A 16,161-nucleotide genomic window follows, 5' to 3' on the forward strand; every position below is an offset into this window, starting at 1 on the left:
ACCTTGGAACCAAAAATGGTGGGTCGTGTGGGATTCGAACCTACGACCAATTGGTTACAACCATCGAGACCCCTCAGCACCTCAGCGAGTACCTCGACCTCAATCTGAAAACATCGGCGTATGCGCAACAACTCAAGCAGTCACGAAAAGTCATGCTGAAAGCTCAGATGAAGATGATGCTGCTGGAGATCGAACAACTGGCGTTTGCGCCAGCGGGTCGAGAGTGGATCAAAGCAGTGCTGGATTCGCCAGCACCGCAAGGGCGCCGAACCATCAAAGATGAAGCCATCGAAGTCAGGTTTTTCACTGTCAATCAATTCAAGATGACCAATGTCATGCTGATCGCTCCCGCGGGGAAATTCGATAAGGGACCGCTTGTACTGTGCACACTGAATGCTTCCGACGGCATCGTTTTCCGCTGGTTCAGCAGCATGTTTCATCTCACCACCACCTTTCTGGAAGAAGTCCCGTTTCAGCAGTACCTGCTTAAGCAAATACCGCTGTCCAGGCGTCTGGAGACACTGCGTGCCATGCAGTACGAGAAAGAGGCAAAGCACTGGCGCCCGCCACAGGTACTTACTCAATTTTCGCTTATACCGATCCCTTCAAGGCTGCTGCATCCAGTCGTTTTTATCCGCCAGAGCAAAGATATCTACGAGGAAATTCACGAGACCAGGATCACTCAGTTGATCAGCGAAGCCAAGCGGCATATGAGCCAGGAAACCAATCAGGGGCAAGCCGGCCGAAGCTTCGATCTGATCGCCGGTATCGCAATTCTGTTTCTGCCTGAACCGATCATGATGCCTGTTGCGCTGGGCGTGGGCCTGTATAAAACCTGGAACGCCTTTTCGAAAATAGACGAAGGCGACCACGAAGGAGCCGCCGAGGAGTTTCTGAGCGCCATTGGCTATCTTGCCACTGCTCTCATTGGTCATGTGGCGCTAGCGCTTAAACCGGTAACGCATGCCTCCGGAGCAGCAAGAAGTCCGCACCTGATTCGCAGAGTTGGCCGCGATGGGCAGATACAGATTGGCTATCTCCTGTCGCATTCCAAAGCCCCACGTTTTGCAGACTCTAAATTGATCGTCGCTATGGACCCTCACCGCTTCACTGCCATCGAGATAGAGGGCCAGACCTGCTTCATAAGCCGTCGTGCCAACATGTTTGGCCACTCGCGCCTTTATCGGCCGAACCCGATGGATGCAACGCAGTTGGTGCATGAGCAGGAGTTTGCCTTGCGTACTACCAGCGGTGCCTGGAAAACCGTGGGAAAACAAATACCGCGGCTGAGTCAGCCAGCCATCCGCAATGCCCAAGCACAGCTGACCAGCCTGACAACTACCTGGCCTGCGTCCCTGGAAGAAGCAAGCAGCGCTGAACGTTTGAAGTTCGAGGCCGATTACCTCGCCCTGAGTAGAGCGTCCAACGCAGAAAGCTTTTCGGAAATAGCAGCTTATACAGAGGGAGGTTCGGCGGCCATCAATCCTGTATTGCGAAACGGTATGCGCAACGCCACCACAAGCAGGTTTCTCCGCCAGTTCTACAAACTCAAGCCATGGCATGGCACTGCCTTTCGCTCCACGTATGTATCCAGCGAAGGAGTGGCATGCCTGGAACGCGAGATAGGTGCGGTATTTACAGATAATGGCGTGCAGTCCGCATCGGTATCGCGAGCCAATGCCTCCAGATGGAGCCAGGATGGATTTGTGAGCAGTAACGCCAACTCGGAAAATCACCCGGTATTCTTTATCTTCGCGCCGAATGTGCCCAAGAAGAACATGTTTACCGGCTTTCTCGGTGATCACGTCGCCATCCCGCCTGGAACTCGCGTGCAACTGGGTGCGACAACACGGGTCAACGGCCAGCTGTTCGCCTAGTTCGATGCTCCCGAGCGACTCGTTGACCAGACCTACGATCTTTACACCGGAGCACAGGAGTTCTGGGTATGAGGCGCTTGGCCGTTTGAACACAACGGCAGTAGAGACAATGCTGGTATTTCGTGACCCGCACCATTGCAGCGCATAGCGCACGCCCTTTTCCTGCCCCCGTTCCAGGTTGGTGCGCATACCCTTTACTGCGCGACACATTCGTTCCATTTTGCGACGCCCTTGGGTTGGCCCAGACCTTGCTATGAAAGAGCAACGTAATGCACCGCCGTAGACCTATCAAAAAAATGAACCAAGGGAGCTAGTCAATGAAGCGTCGCAGCCTGATCAAAGCCTTTACCCTGTCCGCATCGATCGCCGCCATGGGGTTGACCTGGACGGTTCAGGCTGCCGAAACCATCAAGGTCGGTATTCTGCATTCGTTGTCCGGGACCATGGCGATCTCCGAGACCTCGCTCAAAGACATGGCCTTGATGACCATTGACGAAATCAACGCCAAAGGCGGCGTCAACGGCAAGATGCTCGAAGCAGTGGTTGTCGACCCGGCTTCCAACTGGCCACTGTTCGCCGAAAAAGGCCGCCAATTGCTGACCCAGGAAAAGGTGGCGGTGGTCTTTGGTTGCTGGACATCGGTATCGCGCAAATCGGTGCTGCCGGTCTTTGAGGAACTCAACGGCTTGCTGTTCTACCCCGTGCAGTACGAAGGCGAAGAGATGTCGCCCAACGTGTTCTACACCGGTGCCGCGCCTAACCAACAGGCGATCCCTGCGGTCGAGTACGTAATGAGTGAAGAAGGCGGTTCGGCCAAGCGCTTCTTCCTGCTCGGCACCGACTATGTCTACCCACGTACCACCAACAAGATTCTGCGTGCATTCCTGCACTCCAAGGGTGTAGCGGATAAAGACATCGAAGAGGTCTACACTCCGTTCGGTCACTCCGACTATCAAACCATCGTGGCCAACATCAAGAGGTTCTCTGCGGGTGGCAAGACAGCGGTTATCTCCACCGTGAACGGCGATTCCAACGTACCGTTCTACAAGGAACTGGCCAACCAGGGCCTGAAAGCCACCGACGTACCGGTTGTAGCGTTTTCGGTAGGCGAAGAAGAACTGCGCGGCATCGACACCAAACCACTGGTAGGCCACCTCGCCGCCTGGAACTATTTCCAGTCGGTGGAAAACCCGGTCAACAAGAAGTTCGTCGCTGACTGGACTGCCTACGCCAAAAAGAAAAACCTGCCAGGCGCTGACAAAGCGGTAACCAACGACCCGATGGAAGCTACTTACGTCGGTATTCACATGTGGGCACAGGCAGTCGAGAAAGCCAAAACCACTGACGTGGACAAGGTACGCGAGGCAATGGCCGGACAAACCTTCGCAGCACCGTCGGGATTCACCCTGACCATGGACAAAACCAACCACCACTTGCACAAGCCGGTAATGATTGGCGAAGTGGAGGACAACGGTCAGTTCAACGTCGTCTGGCAGACCAAAGAGCCGATCCGCGCCCAGCCATGGAGCCCCTACATTCCTGGCAACGACAAAAAGCCTGATCATCCCGTGAAGAGCAACTGATGTGACGGGGCTGAGAGCACAATAACTCTCGCCCCTACGCTCCAGCGCTAGTCGTACGCACACGTTCGCTCGGCCTCAGGGTGGAAAGCATTTTTTGTAGGAGCGGACTTGTCCGCGAAGTCGGCTGTTCAAACGATACATCTTCAGTGAATGTAACGGCCCTTTCGTGAACAAGTTCACTCCCACGGCCTTCGGCCAGAATCAAGAGCAGACGGCGCCACACTCAATCAAGGCCATATTGATATGCCTTCCTACTTCTACCGTTTCATCCTCGCTATCAGCCTGCTGCTGCCCCTTGCAGCTCAGGCCAGCGATGCCAGTGATTTTGTCGCAGCCAGTTCTGCACAACAGGCCGAGCTGCTGGAGGCATGGGCAGCCAAGCCGACAGCGGAACGCGTTGAACTGCTTGAAGCTCTACGCGATGGGCGTGTTGCCGCCGACAGCAGCAAGCGCGCCTGGATCGAAAACAACGATCAATACGTGCCGGTCGATGCACAAGCCCCTGCAGCAGCCGACGCCCCAACTCCTGACGAACCGCGCAAACTGCGCCTGAACAACCGGCTGCGTGGTCTGGTTGAAACAGCGCTGGCCAGCCACCAACTGCTGGCAGCCGATACGCAACTGCGCATGGCAGCAGCCCTGCAATTGCAAAAAAGCGCTCGCCCTGCACAACTGGAGCTGCTGACCGAACGTGTCGCCAGCGAAACCGATTCCAGCGTCAAAAGCGCCCTGGCCCTGGCGCTGGCCAACCTGCAAATGGTCGACTCCAGCCCGACAGTACGTCTGGCTGCCGTGCGACTGCTGGGTGAAACCGGTGACCCGCTGGCGCGTACCCGTCTTGAGTCATTGCTGGCGCCCGGCGTGGAAACCGACGCTTCGGTACGCGTGGCGGCTGAAACCAGCCTGGCACAGGTCAAGCGCAAGCTGATGATCGGTGAAATCCTCGGTCAGGCGTTCAGCGGCATGTCGCTGGGGTCGATCCTGCTGCTGGCGGCGCTGGGCCTGGCGATCACCTTCGGCCTGCTTGGGGTGATCAACATGGCCCATGGCGAGATGCTGATGCTGGGCGCCTATTCAACCTATGTCGTGCAACTGATGCTGCAGCGCTATGCGCCGGGCGCCATCGAATACTATCCGCTGATCGCACTGCCGGTGGCGTTCTTTGTCACCGCCGTGATCGGCATGGCCCTGGAACGTACGGTCATCCGTCACTTGTATGGCCGTCCACTGGAAACCCTGCTCGCCACCTGGGGCATCAGCCTGATGCTGATTCAGGCCGTACGTCTGGCCTTCGGCGCGCAGAACGTTGAAGTCGCCAACCCGCAATGGCTGTCAGGCGGCATTCAGGTGCTGCCTAACCTGGTATTGCCTTACAACCGCATCGTGATCATCGCCTTCGCCCTGTTCGTGGTCGTGTTGACCTGGCTGCTGTTGAACAAGACTCGACTGGGTCTGAACGTGCGTGCTGTGACCCAGAACCGCAACATGGCTGCCTGCTGCGGTGTGCCGACCGGGCGCATCGACATGATGGCATTCGGTCTGGGCTCGGGCATTGCAGGTCTGGGCGGCGTCGCCCTGAGCCAGATCGGCAACGTCGGCCCCGACCTTGGCCAAAGCTACATCATCGACTCATTCCTGGTGGTGGTGCTCGGCGGTGTCGGGCAACTGGCCGGTAGCGTGATGGCGGCCTTCGGGCTGGGCATTGCCAACAAGATTCTCGAACCGCAAATCGGCGCTGTATTGGGCAAGATCCTGATACTGGCGCTGATCATTCTGTTTATCCAGAAACGTCCGCAAGGCCTCTTCGCATTGAAAGGACGGGTGATCGACTGATGAGCCAGCCATTGATGGTAACTGCCGCACAAAAAGTCGGCCCCAAAGGCACGTTGACCGCAGGCTTTGTGATACTGGCTGTGCTGCTGGCACTGCCGATGCTGTCGTTGTTGCCTGCCGATAACAGCTTTCAAGTCTCGGCCTACACCTTGACCCTGGTGGGCAAAATCCTCTGCTACGCCATTGTCGCCCTGGCGCTGGATCTGGTCTGGGGCTACGCCGGGCTATTGTCGCTGGGCCACGGCCTGTTCTTCGCACTGGGCGGCTATGCCATGGGCATGTACCTGATGCGCCAGGCCGCAGGTGATGGTTTGCCTGCGTTCATGACGTTCCTGTCGTGGACCGAACTGCCGTGGTACTGGGCAGGCACCGACAATTTCCTCTGGGCGCTGTGTCTGGTGGTCCTCGCACCTGGGCTGCTGGCGCTGGTGTTCGGCTTCTTCGCCTTCCGCTCGCGGATCAAGGGTGTGTATTTCTCGATCATGACCCAGGCCCTGACGTTTGCCGGCATGCTGCTGTTCTTTCGCAACGAGACCGGCTTTGGCGGCAACAACGGGTTTACCAACTTTCGCAGCATTCTGGGTTTCAGCATCAGTTCCCAAGGAACCAGAGCAACGCTGTTCCTGGCGACAGTCTTATTGCTGATTGCCAGCCTGTACATCGGCTGGCGCCTGGCGCAGAGCAAGTTCGGCCGGGTTCTGACGGCGTTGCGTGATGCGGAAAACCGCCTGATGTTCTGCGGTTACGATCCGCGCGGCTTCAAGCTGTTTGTCTGGGTCTTGAGTGCCGTACTGTGCGGCCTGGCCGGGGCCCTGTATGTGCCGCAGGTCGGCATCATCAACCCCAGCGAAATGTCGCCGACCAACTCTATCGAAGCAGCAGTGTGGGTAGCATTGGGCGGCCGTGGCACGTTGATCGGCCCATTGCTGGGTGCGGGTCTGGTGAACGGCATGAAAAGCTGGTTCACCGTGGCTTTCCCGGAATACTGGCTGTTCTTTCTCGGCGCGCTGTTCATCATCGTCACGCTGTACCTGCCCAAAGGCGTGATCGGCTTGCTGAAGAAAAGGAGCGAGCAATGAAAACCACTCCTACCCCGTCGTTCATGCTTGAACCGGTTCTGGCACCCAACTCTGATGCAGGCACCAGCCGCGATGCGGTAGGCCTTGGCAAAAGCGCTGGCAAAGGGCTGAACACACGACACGGCACGATCCTGACGCTGGAAGACATCAGCGTCAGCTTCGACGGTTTCAAGGCACTGAACGATCTGAATCTGTACATCGGCGTGGGCGAGCTGCGCTGCATCATCGGCCCCAACGGCGCTGGCAAGACCACGCTGATGGACGTCATCACCGGCAAGACCCGCCCCAGCCACGGCAAGGCCTGGTTCGGCGAAACGCTGGACCTGACGCAGATGAGCGAAGTGCAGATTGCTCAGACCGGAATTGGCCGAAAGTTCCAGAAGCCGACGGTGTTCGAAGCCTTGAGCGTGTTCGAGAACCTTGAACTGGCTCAAAAGACCGACAAATCGGTATGGGCCAGTTTGCGTGCGCGGTTGAGCGGCGAACAGCAGGACCGGATACGCGAAGTCCTGGAAACCATTCGCCTGACCACCTCCATGCACCGCCCGGCGGGCTTGCTGTCTCACGGCCAGAAGCAGTTTCTGGAGATCGGCATGCTGCTGGTTCAGGATCCGCAATTGCTGCTGCTCGACGAGCCGGTGGCGGGCATGACCGACGCCGAAACCGAATTCACCGCCGAGCTGTTCAAGGGCCTGGCCGGCAAACACTCACTGATGGTGGTCGAGCATGACATGGGCTTCGTCGGCTCGATTGCCGACCACGTCACCGTGCTGCACCAAGGCAGCGTATTGGCCGAAGGCTCGCTGAACGACGTGCAGGCCGACGAACGCGTAATCGAAGTGTATTTAGGGCGCTGACGCAACGAACTGATCGGCGCGCGGCACGGAAATACCTGTCCAGACGCCCCGCGTCCCAACATTACGATTACGCTGCAACCGACGAGAACATTCACCATGCTCCAAGTCGAAAAGCTTCATCAGTATTACGGTGGCAGCCACATTCTTCGTGGTCTGTCGTTTGATGTGAAGGTCGGTGAAGTCACCTGCCTGCTGGGCCGCAATGGCGTAGGCAAGACCACGTTGTTGCGTGTGCTGATGGGCTTGTTGCCGTCGAAGGAAGGCTCGGTGCGTTGGGAAGGCAAGGCCATCACCCAGTTCAAGACGCATCAGCGGGTGCATGCCGGGATTGCTTACGTGCCGCAAGGCCGGGAAATATTCGGCCGGCTGACGGTCGAGGAAAACCTGTTGATGGGCCTGTCACGCTTTCCGGACTCCGAAGCAAAGGAAGTGCCGGCATTTATCTACGAGCTGTTCCCGGTGCTGCTGCAGATGAAACATCGGCGTGGCGGCGATCTGTCCGGTGGTCAGCAGCAGCAATTGGCGATAGGCCGGGCATTGGCGAGTCGTCCACGCTTACTGATTCTCGACGAACCCACCGAAGGTATTCAGCCCTCGGTGATCAAGGAAATCGGCGCAGTGATCAAAAAACTGGCCGAGCGCGGCGACATGGCGATTCTGCTGGTCGAGCAGTTCTACGACTTCGCGGCGGAACTGGCCGATCAATACCTGGTCATGTCGCGGGGAGAAATCGTCCAGCAGGGCCGTGGCGAGAACATGGAGACCGAAGGGGTTCGCGGTCTGGTGACTATTTAATTAATGCGCCAATCCGTTATCGTGCTGCACTCGACAAGCCAATGAAGACACCATGAATCTGCCTGCCAACACCGCCCTTTTTACCCCCAGCTGGCATGCCGAGCTGGAATTGGGTTATGGCCGTTTCGATGACTGCACACGCCCGACCCAACGTCGCCACAAAGGGCCGCTGCGGGTGCAAAAGCATCTGTATGCCGAAGGACCGCAGGTGTGCCAGCACATCATCGTTCACCCACCGGGCGGTATCGCCGGGGGAGACCGGCTGGACATTTCAGCCACGGTCGGTGCCGATGCCTGGGCACAACTGACCAGCCCCGGCGCGGCGAAATGGTATCGCGCCGCCAGCCCGGCCTTTCAGCAACTGGAGCTGCATGTCCAGCCCGGCGCGACGCTGGAATGGCTGCCGCAGGAAACCATCGTCTTCAGCAATGCCCAGGCAGAACTTACCACCCGCATAGAACTGCACGGTGACGCGAAGCTATGCTACTGGGATGTAGTAGCACTGGGCCGTCCGGCCAGCGGCGAGCGTTTCGAGCAGGGACATTTTCAGTCGCATCTGGATATCCGTCGCGACGGCACATTGCTCTGGCACGAACGGCAACGCATTATCGGTGGCGACGGGCTGCTGGACTCGCCCATCGGCCTGGACGGCAAAACGGTATGCGCCACCCTGCTGCTGACCGGTGAAGTGAGCAGCGATCTGCTTGAGGCCTGTCGCTCGCTGTCGATGCCCAACCCGGTACGCGGTGATCTGACCCAATTGCCGGGCCTTGTAGTGGCTCGCTGCCTGGCAGACGAAGCGCTGCACGCGCGGGCCTGGCTGATACAAATCTGGAAATACCTGCGCCCTGCCCTGCTGGGACGCGAGGCGGTAACGCCAAGAATCTGGAACACCTGATTGATGACTGGACGCTCTGCATTCCAGGCTACACCCTCGGCGCTGATACACTCAGCGTGATACATAAGTCCTGAAAAGCCCGAAAATCGGGGCTTTTAGCGCTTCTGCCCGGAGGGCGTGGGAGCGAACGTGTTCGCGAAGACAATGTTTTAGGCGCTGCATTTTCGGCGACTACACCGGCCCCTTCGCGAACAAGTTCGCTCCCACGGCCTTCGGCCAGAACCCAAAACAGACTTATACATAACGATGAGGGCTCAAGCCTGGGAACGATCAACCACCGAATTTGAACAAACGGAAGCCCCATGGACCTGACACCACGCGAAAAAGACAAGCTGCTGATATTCACTGCCGGACTGGTTGCCGAACGGCGTCTGGCGCGCGGCGTGAAGCTCAATTATCCGGAAGCCATGGCCTACATCTCTGCCGCACTGCTTGAAGGTGCGCGTGACGGGCAGACCGTCGCTGACCTCATGCACTACGGCACGACCCTGCTGACCCGCGATCAGGTCATGGAAGGCATTGCGGAGATGATCCCGGAGATTCAGGTGGAAGCCACCTTCCCGGACGGCACCAAACTGGTCACCGTGCATCAGCCGATTGCTTGAAGGAGTGATCATGCAAGACGTGATTCGCGATGCCCTGCCGGACGATCTGCCGGGCATTCTGGAGATCTACAACGACGCAGTGCTCAATACCACGGCTATCTGGAACGAGCAGCCGGTTGATCTGGCCAACCGCCAGGCCTGGTACGCCGCTCGCCAGAGTCAGGGTTATCCGATTCTGGTGGCGACCGACACCGCAGGCGAAGTGCTCGGCTATTCGTCGTTTGGCGACTGGCGGCCGTTCGAAGGCTTTCGCCATACGGTCGAGCATTCGGTTTACGTGCGCGCTGACCAGCGTGGCAAACGCTTGGGCCCGCGTCTGATGGCCGCCTTGATCGAGCGCGCCCGCGACTGTGACAAGCACATGATGGTCGCGGCGATCGAAAGTGGTAACGCTGCGTCCATCGCCCTGCATAATCGCCTGGGTTTCAAGACCACCGGACAAATGCCGCAGGTCGGCACCAAATTCGGCCGCTGGCTGGACCTGACCTTCATGCAGCTCGACCTGTCGCCCGGTGCTCAGCCACCGGCTTCGCAAGCCCCCTCCGCCCTTTAGAGAGCACGTCATGAATCCAGCACAGCTGCGCCGCGTCACCGCCGAAAGCTTCGCGCATTACCGCCAGGGTCTGGCGCAATTGTTGTTCGATACGGTTCATGATGGCGCGTCGGTCGGTTTCATGGCCGACCTCGACATGGCGCAGGCCTACGGCTGGTGCGACGGGCTCAGAGCCGATGTCGCCGCTGGCTCTCTGCTGCTGTGGGTGGTGGTCGAGAACGAGAACGTCCTGGCCAGTGCACAACTGTCGCTGTGCCAGAAGCCCAACGGCCTGAACCGCGCCGAAGTACAGAAACTGATGGTGCTGCCTGCGGCGCGCGGGCGTGGCCTGGGCAGGCAATTGATGGAGGCCGTTGAACAGGCGGCCGTGAAACACAAACGCGGGCTGTTGCACCTGGACACCGAAGCGGGCTCGGTTGCTGAAGCATTCTATAGCGCGCTGGCCTACACCCGCGTCGGCGAACTGTCAGGCTACTGCGCCACACCGGACGGTCGCCTTCATCCGACCGCCATTTATTTTAAAACCTTGGGGCAACCGACATGATCCCTGGTCAATACCAGATCCAGCCCGGCGATATCGAACTCAACGCCGGACGCCGTACCCTCAGCCTGACGGTTGCCAACAGCGGCGACCGACCAATTCAGGTGGGCTCGCATTTCCACTTTTTCGAAACCAATGACGCACTGACCTTTGATCGCGCCGCCAGCCGCGGCATGCGCCTGAATATCCCGGCCGGCACCGCCGTGCGCTTCGAGCCGGGCCAGTCCCGTGAAGTCGAGCTGGTGGACCTGGCCGGATTGCGCAAGGTCTACGGCTTTGCCGGACGGGTAATGGGCGATCTGGATTGAAGCCTTTTTGAATACCGTTCCTACGCTCCGCGTTCATCGTTACATACAAGTCTGCTTTTGATTCTGGCCGAAGGCCGTAGGAGCGAACTTGTTCGCGAAGAGGCCGGTACAGCCTCCAGAAACAGCGCGTTCGGACTAACGTCTTCGTGAGCAATGCGGATCGCCGCAACGGTCATGCAGGCATCCAATCGGGACGTGTGTATGACGATGGGCACTCGGCACGAGGATCAAAAGCTTTGACGACTAACGACTTGCAGCTCGCCGCTGGTCGCTTTGAAAAACTTACAGTTTGCGGCCTGCAGCTTGCCGCTCTGAATCCGAGGTACGAAAGATGAAGATAAGCCGACAAGCCTACGCAGACATGTTCGGCCCCACCGTCGGCGACAAGGTTCGCCTGGCCGACACCGAGCTGTGGATCGAGGTCGAGAAGGACTTCACCACCTATGGCGAAGAAGTGAAATTCGGCGGTGGCAAGGTCATCCGTGACGGCATGGGCCAAGGCCAGCTAATGGCCGCCGATGTGGTCGACACGCTGATCACCAACGCCCTGATCATCGACCATTGGGGCATCGTCAAGGCTGACGTCGGCATCAAGAATGGACGCATCGCAGCCATCGGCAAGGCCGGTAACCCGGACATCCAGCCAGACGTGACCATTGCGGTCGGCGCGGCCACCGAAGTCATTGCCGGTGAAGGCATGATCCTCACCGCTGGCGGCGTCGACACGCACATCCACTTCATCTGCCCACAACAGATCGAAGAAGCGCTGATGAGCGGCGTGACTACCATGATCGGCGGCGGCACCGGCCCTGCCACTGGCACTAACGCCACCACGGTCACGCCCGGTCCGTGGCACATGGCGCGCATGCTCCAGGCTTCGGATTCGTTTCCGATGAACATTGGCTTCACCGGCAAGGGCAACGTCAGCCTGCCCGGCCCGCTGATCGAGCAGGTCAAGGCGGGCGCTATCGGTCTGAAGCTGCACGAGGACTGGGGCACCACACCCGCAGCCATCGACAACTGCCTGAGCGTTGCCGATGAATACGACGTGCAGGTCGCGATTCACAGCGACACGCTGAATGAGTCAGGTTTCGTCGAAACCACCCTCGCCGCGTTCAAGAACCGCACCATCCACACCTACCACACTGAAGGTGCAGGTGGCGGCCACGCGCCGGATATCATCAAGGCCTGTGGTTCTCCGAACGTGCTGCCCAGCTCGACCAACCCGACCCGGCCTTTTACCCGTAACACCATCGACGAACACCTGGACATGCTCATGGTCTGCCACCACCTGGACCCGAGCATCGCCGAAGACGTGGCATTCGCGGAAAGCCGTATACGCCGGGAAACCATCGCCGCCGAGGACATTCTTCACGACCTAGGTGCCTTTTCGATGCTCAGTTCCGACAGCCAGGCCATGGGCCGGGTTGGTGAGGTGATCATGCGCACCTGGCAAACCGCCGACAAGATGAAGAAGCAGCGCGGCCCCCTGCCGCAGGACGGTCCCGGCAACGACAACTTCCGCGCCAAGCGCTACATCGCCAAATACACCATCAACCCGGCGATCACCCACGGCATCAGCCATGAAGTGGGCTCCATCGAAGTCGGCAAGTGGGCGGACCTGGTGCTGTGGCGTCCGGCATTCTTCGGCGTCAAACCGACCCTGATCCTCAAGGGCGGCGCCATTGCCGCCAGCCTGATGGGCGACGCCAACGCTTCGATCCCGACACCGCAACCGGTTCACTATCGCCCCATGTTCGCCAGCTACGGCAGCTCGCTGCATGCCACCAGCCTGACCTTTATCAGCCAGGCGGCATTCGACGCAGGCGTACCGGAGTCACTGGGCCTGAAGAAGCAGATCGGCGTAGTCAAAGGCTGTCGCACCGTGCAGAAGAAAGACCTGATCCACAACGACTACCTGCCGGACATCGAAGTTGACCCACAGACCTATCAGGTCAAGGCCGACGGCGTGTTGCTATGGTGCGAACCGGCCGATGTGCTGCCGATGGCACAACGGTATTTTCTGTTCTAGCAAAGCGCTCGAAAGGAGGGGGGCTCTTGTTGAGCCCCTGTTTCTCGACGTACTACCTGGATTAAAGTCCTAAGGCTCAAGACGCCCCAGGAATGTCTCTTTTGAGTTAAGTATCTGTAACAACTGAAGCGAGTCGTTGATGGCGTCGAGCATGCCCAGATCCTTCGCAGTCCCCTTGCCAGACAATGCTCGACGCAATGTGAGTAAAACGCTCAGTTTCCCTTCTGCCATATCGTCCCGAGCGCTGATTTTTCCGTCGGCCAGGAGCAACGCCGCCAGCTTGATGCGCTCTTCAATAAACACCTTGAATTCTGCCTTGATCATCTGGCACCCCCGTTATCAATCCCCGCGAACGCTTTCAACTTGTCCTCTACGTACTTCCTGTCATAGCCACCGACTATTTCGGCTATTTCTTCGACCGTTTTGATCAACACGGTCGTCGGGCCATGGTTGATGGCATACATATTCGAAGTCACCGGATTCAGAGTGTCCTTCAAATCCGGATCCAACTCGATCTCGACCCTGACGAATTTGACTTGCTCCGCGTAAACTGCGTCCAACTCGTCTATAACGGCGTCCATTTTTGCGCTGGCATTAGGCAGCTTTTGTTTGTTTTCTTTAGCCCTGGTAGAAAACTCGACCAGAACCGGCTTTATCTTGCTGGCTTCAAGAACTTCCTTTTGAAAGGTTGCGTCCGTAACCGTAATGACACTCATGCTCAAGCCCTCCACTCAATTAATCGCTGATTGAACATAGGCCTGCAAAAAAAGGGCGTCTACTGACAGAAATGACAGTAAACGCCCTGTTTGTCGTGTCATGCAAAGGAGGTAATATGCGCCCATCTTCCGTCACGCTCCTCCAACAAGGTAGTCGGCCATGCGCCTTTCCGAGTTTATCGTTGTTCATGTGGATCGCATTGTCGATGAATGGGAAGACTTCGCCAGGACCCTGAAACCGGCGGCAGAAACGATGAGCAAAGCCGAGCTGCGGGATCATGCCAGGTCGATCCTGCTCGCCGCTGCGCGGGACATGAATACCGCGCAGAGCAAAAGCGAGGAGATTGCCAAGGCCAGAGGCGAAGAGCTGAACAAGACGCCAAGCCTGGACGAAGCAGCCAGCAGCCATGGCGAGTTGCGTCATGAGGTCGGCTTTGATCTGGTGCAGATGACGTCGGAATTTCGCCATCTGCGCGCCAGCGTCATCCGCCTCTGGGTAGAAAGCCTGGCAGCGCCGCAACTGGCCGATTTTCAGGACGTGATTCGTTTCAACGAAGCCATCGACGAGGCGCTTGCCGAATCCACCGCTGCCTATGCGGAACGGGTTGGCCGTTCACGGGATATATTTCTTGCCATTCTGGGTCACGATCTGCGCGCGCCGCTGCAGGCCGTCAGCATGTCGACGGAATTGCTGGCACGCAAGATAGCGCTGGACGAAAAGACCCAGTCCTATGTTTCGCGTATCCAGACCAGCACCCGCCATATGGGCTCGATGGTCAGCGATCTGCTGGAATTCGTGCGCAGTCGCCTGGGCGCCGGGCTACCGGTTGAACGCAAATACATGGATTTGGCCAGTGCTTGCCGTGAAGCCATCGAGGAAGCCTGCGCCGGGCGACCGGACTCTGTTCCGGTGCTGAACATCGAAGGCAACACCAAAGGGCACTGGGACGCCGGGCGGATCAGCCAGATGCTGCAGAACCTGATCGGCAATGCTCTGCAGCACGGTGCGGCCAGTCACGAGATAACGGTCAGTGTTACGGGTGCCGAGAAAGCGGTGATATTGGTGGTACACAACGAAGGCAAGCCGATTGCCGAAGACGCTATCGGGACGATCTTCGATCCGCTGGTGCGCAGCACCGAGGAAAACAGCGAAACACGCAGTACATCGACCAGCCTGGGTCTTGGCCTGTTCATCGTCAAGGAAGTGGTCAACGCCCACGGTGGCAGCATCACTGTGACCTCGACCATTGGTGAGGGCACGACCTTCAATGTGGTGCTGCCGAAAAACTGATCGAGGCTGATTGCGTGCTGATGCGGGTGGCGCATCAGCCCATTCAGAAAAGACAGAATCGCAAGACTGCTACGCTCAACCCTTCCACTGCGCCCGGGGATCAAACGAGGCACTGTCTGCCAGTTTCTGCCAGAGTGCCCGGGTTGCCTCGTCGGTGTGCTTGGGCACGACGATTTTCAGCTGGGCGTAAAGGTCGCCCCGCTCGCCGCTCTTGTTCATCAAGCCGTTACCCTTGATCCGCAGACGCTGACCGTTCTGACTGTCCGGGCGGATGGTCAGGTTGATCCTGCTGTTCAGCGTCGGTACCGCCACCTTGGTGCCCAGCACTGCTTCCCAGGGCGCCAGTGGAACGGTGATGACCAGATCATGGCCCTCGACCTCGAACAGCGGATGCGGTGCCAGGCGAATGATCAGGTACAGATCGCCGTTGGCACCTCCGCCCACTCCTGGCGCGCCCTGGCCCTTGAGACGAATGCGCTCGCCGTCGACGACGCCCGCAGGAATCTTCACGTTCAGGGTCTTGGTGATATCGCTCATGCGCTGCCCGTTGGGGCTGTGCTGCGGCACCTTGAAGCTGACCTGCTTGGACTCACCCGACAAGGTCTCCTCAAGGAAGACTGCCAGCTCCATCTCAACGTCCTGCCCGGTACGCCCGGGGTTGCGGGTACGGCCGCCCTGCTGTGGCCGGCCGCCGAAAATGGAGCTGAAAAATTCTGAAAAGTCTGCCGTTTCCTCGAATCCTCCAGCGCCTGCGCCAGCCCGGCTTTGCCAGCCTGGCGGCGTCTGGAACGGACGACCCTGCCGACCGTACTTGCGCAGCTCATCGTACTCAGCGCGCTTGTCAGGGCTGCTGAGCACTTCATAGGCTTCGGACGCTTCCTTGAACTTGTCTTCAGCGCCTGCTTCCTTGCTGACGTCAGGGTGATACTTGCGCGCCAGTTTGCGATAGGCGGTCTTGATCGCCTTGTCGTCCGCAGTCGGCTCAACGTCAAGTATCTTGTAGTAGTCTTTGAAATCCATGTAACGATCACCCATCCGAATTATCCGGCAAAGCCAGATACGCTGGCGTCACGCGCCCAGCTCCCTCTGTTTACGAGGTATCTGGATTACCTAACGTCGAAAATTTATAGATAGCCGGCCGTCTTTGCAGACGGGTCGATCACTCGACAACATCGTGTTCGACAGCCAGGTCT

The 16,161-nt window shown here is 58.4% G+C and carries 15 protein-coding genes and 1 pseudogene; 13 read left to right on the forward strand and 3 right to left on the reverse strand.

The features are described 5' to 3' along the window. Window positions 1-38: 38 nt before the first annotated feature. The 12 genes and pseudogenes from LJU29_RS23580 to ureC all read left to right on the forward strand — a co-directional run. Window positions 39-1,949, forward strand: a pseudogene (locus LJU29_RS23580) (dermonecrotic toxin domain-containing protein); the annotation flags it as partial. Between the two features lie 245 nt (window positions 1,950-2,194). Beyond that, entirely contained in the window at window positions 2,195-3,460 is a 1,266-nt protein-coding gene (gene urtA, locus LJU29_RS23585; protein WP_257111242.1) for an urea ABC transporter substrate-binding protein, read from the forward strand. Window positions 3,461-3,703: 243 nt separating this feature from the next. Next, entirely contained in the window at window positions 3,704-5,293 is a 1,590-nt protein-coding gene (gene urtB, locus LJU29_RS23590; protein WP_057453112.1) for an urea ABC transporter permease subunit UrtB, read from the forward strand. Beyond that, complete coding sequence (gene urtC, locus LJU29_RS23595) at window positions 5,293-6,372, forward strand: urea ABC transporter permease subunit UrtC (protein ID WP_257111243.1); 1,080 nt, start codon at window positions 5,293-5,295, stop codon at window positions 6,370-6,372. The genes urtB and urtC overlap by 1 nt, the downstream gene beginning before the upstream one ends. Next, window positions 6,369-7,229, forward strand: coding sequence for an urea ABC transporter ATP-binding protein UrtD (gene urtD, locus LJU29_RS23600; protein WP_257111244.1), 861 nt, complete (start codon window positions 6,369-6,371; stop codon window positions 7,227-7,229). Before urtC ends, urtD begins: the two co-directional genes overlap by 4 nt. A 96-nt stretch (window positions 7,230-7,325) precedes the next feature. Further along, entirely contained in the window at window positions 7,326-8,024 is a 699-nt protein-coding gene (gene urtE / locus LJU29_RS23605) for an urea ABC transporter ATP-binding subunit UrtE (RefSeq protein WP_257111245.1), read from the forward strand. 52 nt (window positions 8,025-8,076) lie between these two features. Beyond that, window positions 8,077-8,922 (forward strand): urease accessory protein UreD, encoded by an 846-nt coding sequence (locus LJU29_RS23610; protein ID WP_054996585.1) that lies wholly within the window; start codon window positions 8,077-8,079, stop codon window positions 8,920-8,922. Window positions 8,923-9,224: 302 nt separating this feature from the next. Beyond that, window positions 9,225-9,527 (forward strand): urease subunit gamma, encoded by a 303-nt coding sequence (ureA, locus tag LJU29_RS23615; protein ID WP_002555400.1) that lies wholly within the window; start codon window positions 9,225-9,227, stop codon window positions 9,525-9,527. A 10-nt stretch (window positions 9,528-9,537) separates the two neighbouring features. Then, window positions 9,538-10,080 (forward strand): GNAT family N-acetyltransferase, encoded by a 543-nt coding sequence (locus LJU29_RS23620; protein WP_054995484.1) that lies wholly within the window; start codon window positions 9,538-9,540, stop codon window positions 10,078-10,080. Window positions 10,081-10,090: 10 nt separating this feature from the next. Beyond that, entirely contained in the window at window positions 10,091-10,624 is a 534-nt protein-coding gene (locus LJU29_RS23625) for a GNAT family N-acetyltransferase (RefSeq protein ID WP_257111246.1), read from the forward strand. Further along, complete coding sequence (locus LJU29_RS23630; protein ID WP_002555403.1) at window positions 10,621-10,929, forward strand: urease subunit beta; 309 nt, start codon at window positions 10,621-10,623, stop codon at window positions 10,927-10,929. The genes LJU29_RS23625 and LJU29_RS23630 overlap by 4 nt, the downstream gene beginning before the upstream one ends. Window positions 10,930-11,260: 331 nt before the next feature. Beyond that, window positions 11,261-12,961, forward strand: a complete 1,701-nt coding sequence (gene ureC, locus LJU29_RS23635) for an urease subunit alpha (protein ID WP_002555404.1) — start codon at window positions 11,261-11,263, stop codon at window positions 12,959-12,961. A 69-nt stretch (window positions 12,962-13,030) separates the two neighbouring features. Here ureC and LJU29_RS23640 read toward each other — a convergent pair whose 3' ends face one another. Further along, the gene (locus tag LJU29_RS23640) at window positions 13,031-13,285 is read right to left on the reverse strand and encodes a hypothetical protein (protein WP_054076840.1); all 255 of its coding nucleotides are present in this window, start codon (window positions 13,283-13,285) and stop codon (window positions 13,031-13,033) included. Then, window positions 13,282-13,677 carry a thioredoxin family protein gene (locus LJU29_RS23645; protein ID WP_054076841.1) on the reverse strand — a complete coding sequence of 132 codons (396 nt, stop codon included), beginning with the start codon at window positions 13,675-13,677 and terminating at the stop codon, window positions 13,282-13,284. Before LJU29_RS23645 ends, LJU29_RS23640 begins: the two co-directional genes overlap by 4 nt. A 160-nt stretch (window positions 13,678-13,837) precedes the next feature. On the opposite strand from LJU29_RS23645, the gene LJU29_RS23650 reads away from it, so the two are divergent. Continuing rightward, a complete protein-coding gene (locus LJU29_RS23650) occupies window positions 13,838-14,968 on the forward strand; it encodes a sensor histidine kinase (protein WP_005753184.1) in 1,131 nt (376 codons plus the stop codon). A 75-nt stretch (window positions 14,969-15,043) separates the two neighbouring features. Here the strand turns inward: LJU29_RS23650 and cbpA are convergent, their stop codons facing one another. Further along, complete coding sequence (gene cbpA, locus LJU29_RS23655; RefSeq protein ID WP_005732125.1) at window positions 15,044-15,988, reverse strand: curved DNA-binding protein; 945 nt, start codon at window positions 15,986-15,988, stop codon at window positions 15,044-15,046. Between the last annotated feature and the right edge of the window lie 173 nt (window positions 15,989-16,161).

This window comes from Pseudomonas ficuserectae, from assembly GCF_024584585.1.
GTDB classification, from domain to species: domain Bacteria; phylum Pseudomonadota; class Gammaproteobacteria; order Pseudomonadales; family Pseudomonadaceae; genus Aquipseudomonas; species Aquipseudomonas amygdali.

What these genes read in the sequence shown, in the direction of transcription:
- urtA (WP_257111242.1), top strand. Translation starts at nt 2,195, where the DNA reads ATGAAGCGTCGCAGCCTGATCAAAGCCTTTACCCTGTCCGCATCGATC.
- urtB (WP_057453112.1), top strand. Translation starts at nt 3,704, where the DNA reads ATGCCTTCCTACTTCTACCGTTTCATCCTCGCTATCAGCCTGCTGCTG.
- urtC (WP_257111243.1), top strand. Translation starts at nt 5,293, where the DNA reads ATGAGCCAGCCATTGATGGTAACTGCCGCACAAAAAGTCGGCCCCAAA.
- urtD (WP_257111244.1), top strand. Translation starts at nt 6,369, where the DNA reads ATGAAAACCACTCCTACCCCGTCGTTCATGCTTGAACCGGTTCTGGCA.
- urtE (WP_257111245.1), top strand. Translation starts at nt 7,326, where the DNA reads ATGCTCCAAGTCGAAAAGCTTCATCAGTATTACGGTGGCAGCCACATT.
- LJU29_RS23610 (WP_054996585.1), top strand. Translation starts at nt 8,077, where the DNA reads ATGAATCTGCCTGCCAACACCGCCCTTTTTACCCCCAGCTGGCATGCC.
- ureA (WP_002555400.1), top strand. Translation starts at nt 9,225, where the DNA reads ATGGACCTGACACCACGCGAAAAAGACAAGCTGCTGATATTCACTGCC.
- LJU29_RS23620 (WP_054995484.1), top strand. Translation starts at nt 9,538, where the DNA reads ATGCAAGACGTGATTCGCGATGCCCTGCCGGACGATCTGCCGGGCATT.
- LJU29_RS23625 (WP_257111246.1), top strand. Translation starts at nt 10,091, where the DNA reads ATGAATCCAGCACAGCTGCGCCGCGTCACCGCCGAAAGCTTCGCGCAT.
- LJU29_RS23630 (WP_002555403.1), top strand. Translation starts at nt 10,621, where the DNA reads ATGATCCCTGGTCAATACCAGATCCAGCCCGGCGATATCGAACTCAAC.
- ureC (WP_002555404.1), top strand. Translation starts at nt 11,261, where the DNA reads ATGAAGATAAGCCGACAAGCCTACGCAGACATGTTCGGCCCCACCGTC.
- LJU29_RS23640 (WP_054076840.1), bottom strand. Translation starts at nt 13,285, where the DNA reads ATGATCAAGGCAGAATTCAAGGTGTTTATTGAAGAGCGCATCAAGCTG.
- LJU29_RS23645 (WP_054076841.1), bottom strand. Translation starts at nt 13,677, where the DNA reads ATGAGTGTCATTACGGTTACGGACGCAACCTTTCAAAAGGAAGTTCTT.
- LJU29_RS23650 (WP_005753184.1), top strand. Translation starts at nt 13,838, where the DNA reads ATGCGCCTTTCCGAGTTTATCGTTGTTCATGTGGATCGCATTGTCGAT.
- cbpA (WP_005732125.1), bottom strand. Translation starts at nt 15,988, where the DNA reads ATGGATTTCAAAGACTACTACAAGATACTTGACGTTGAGCCGACTGCG.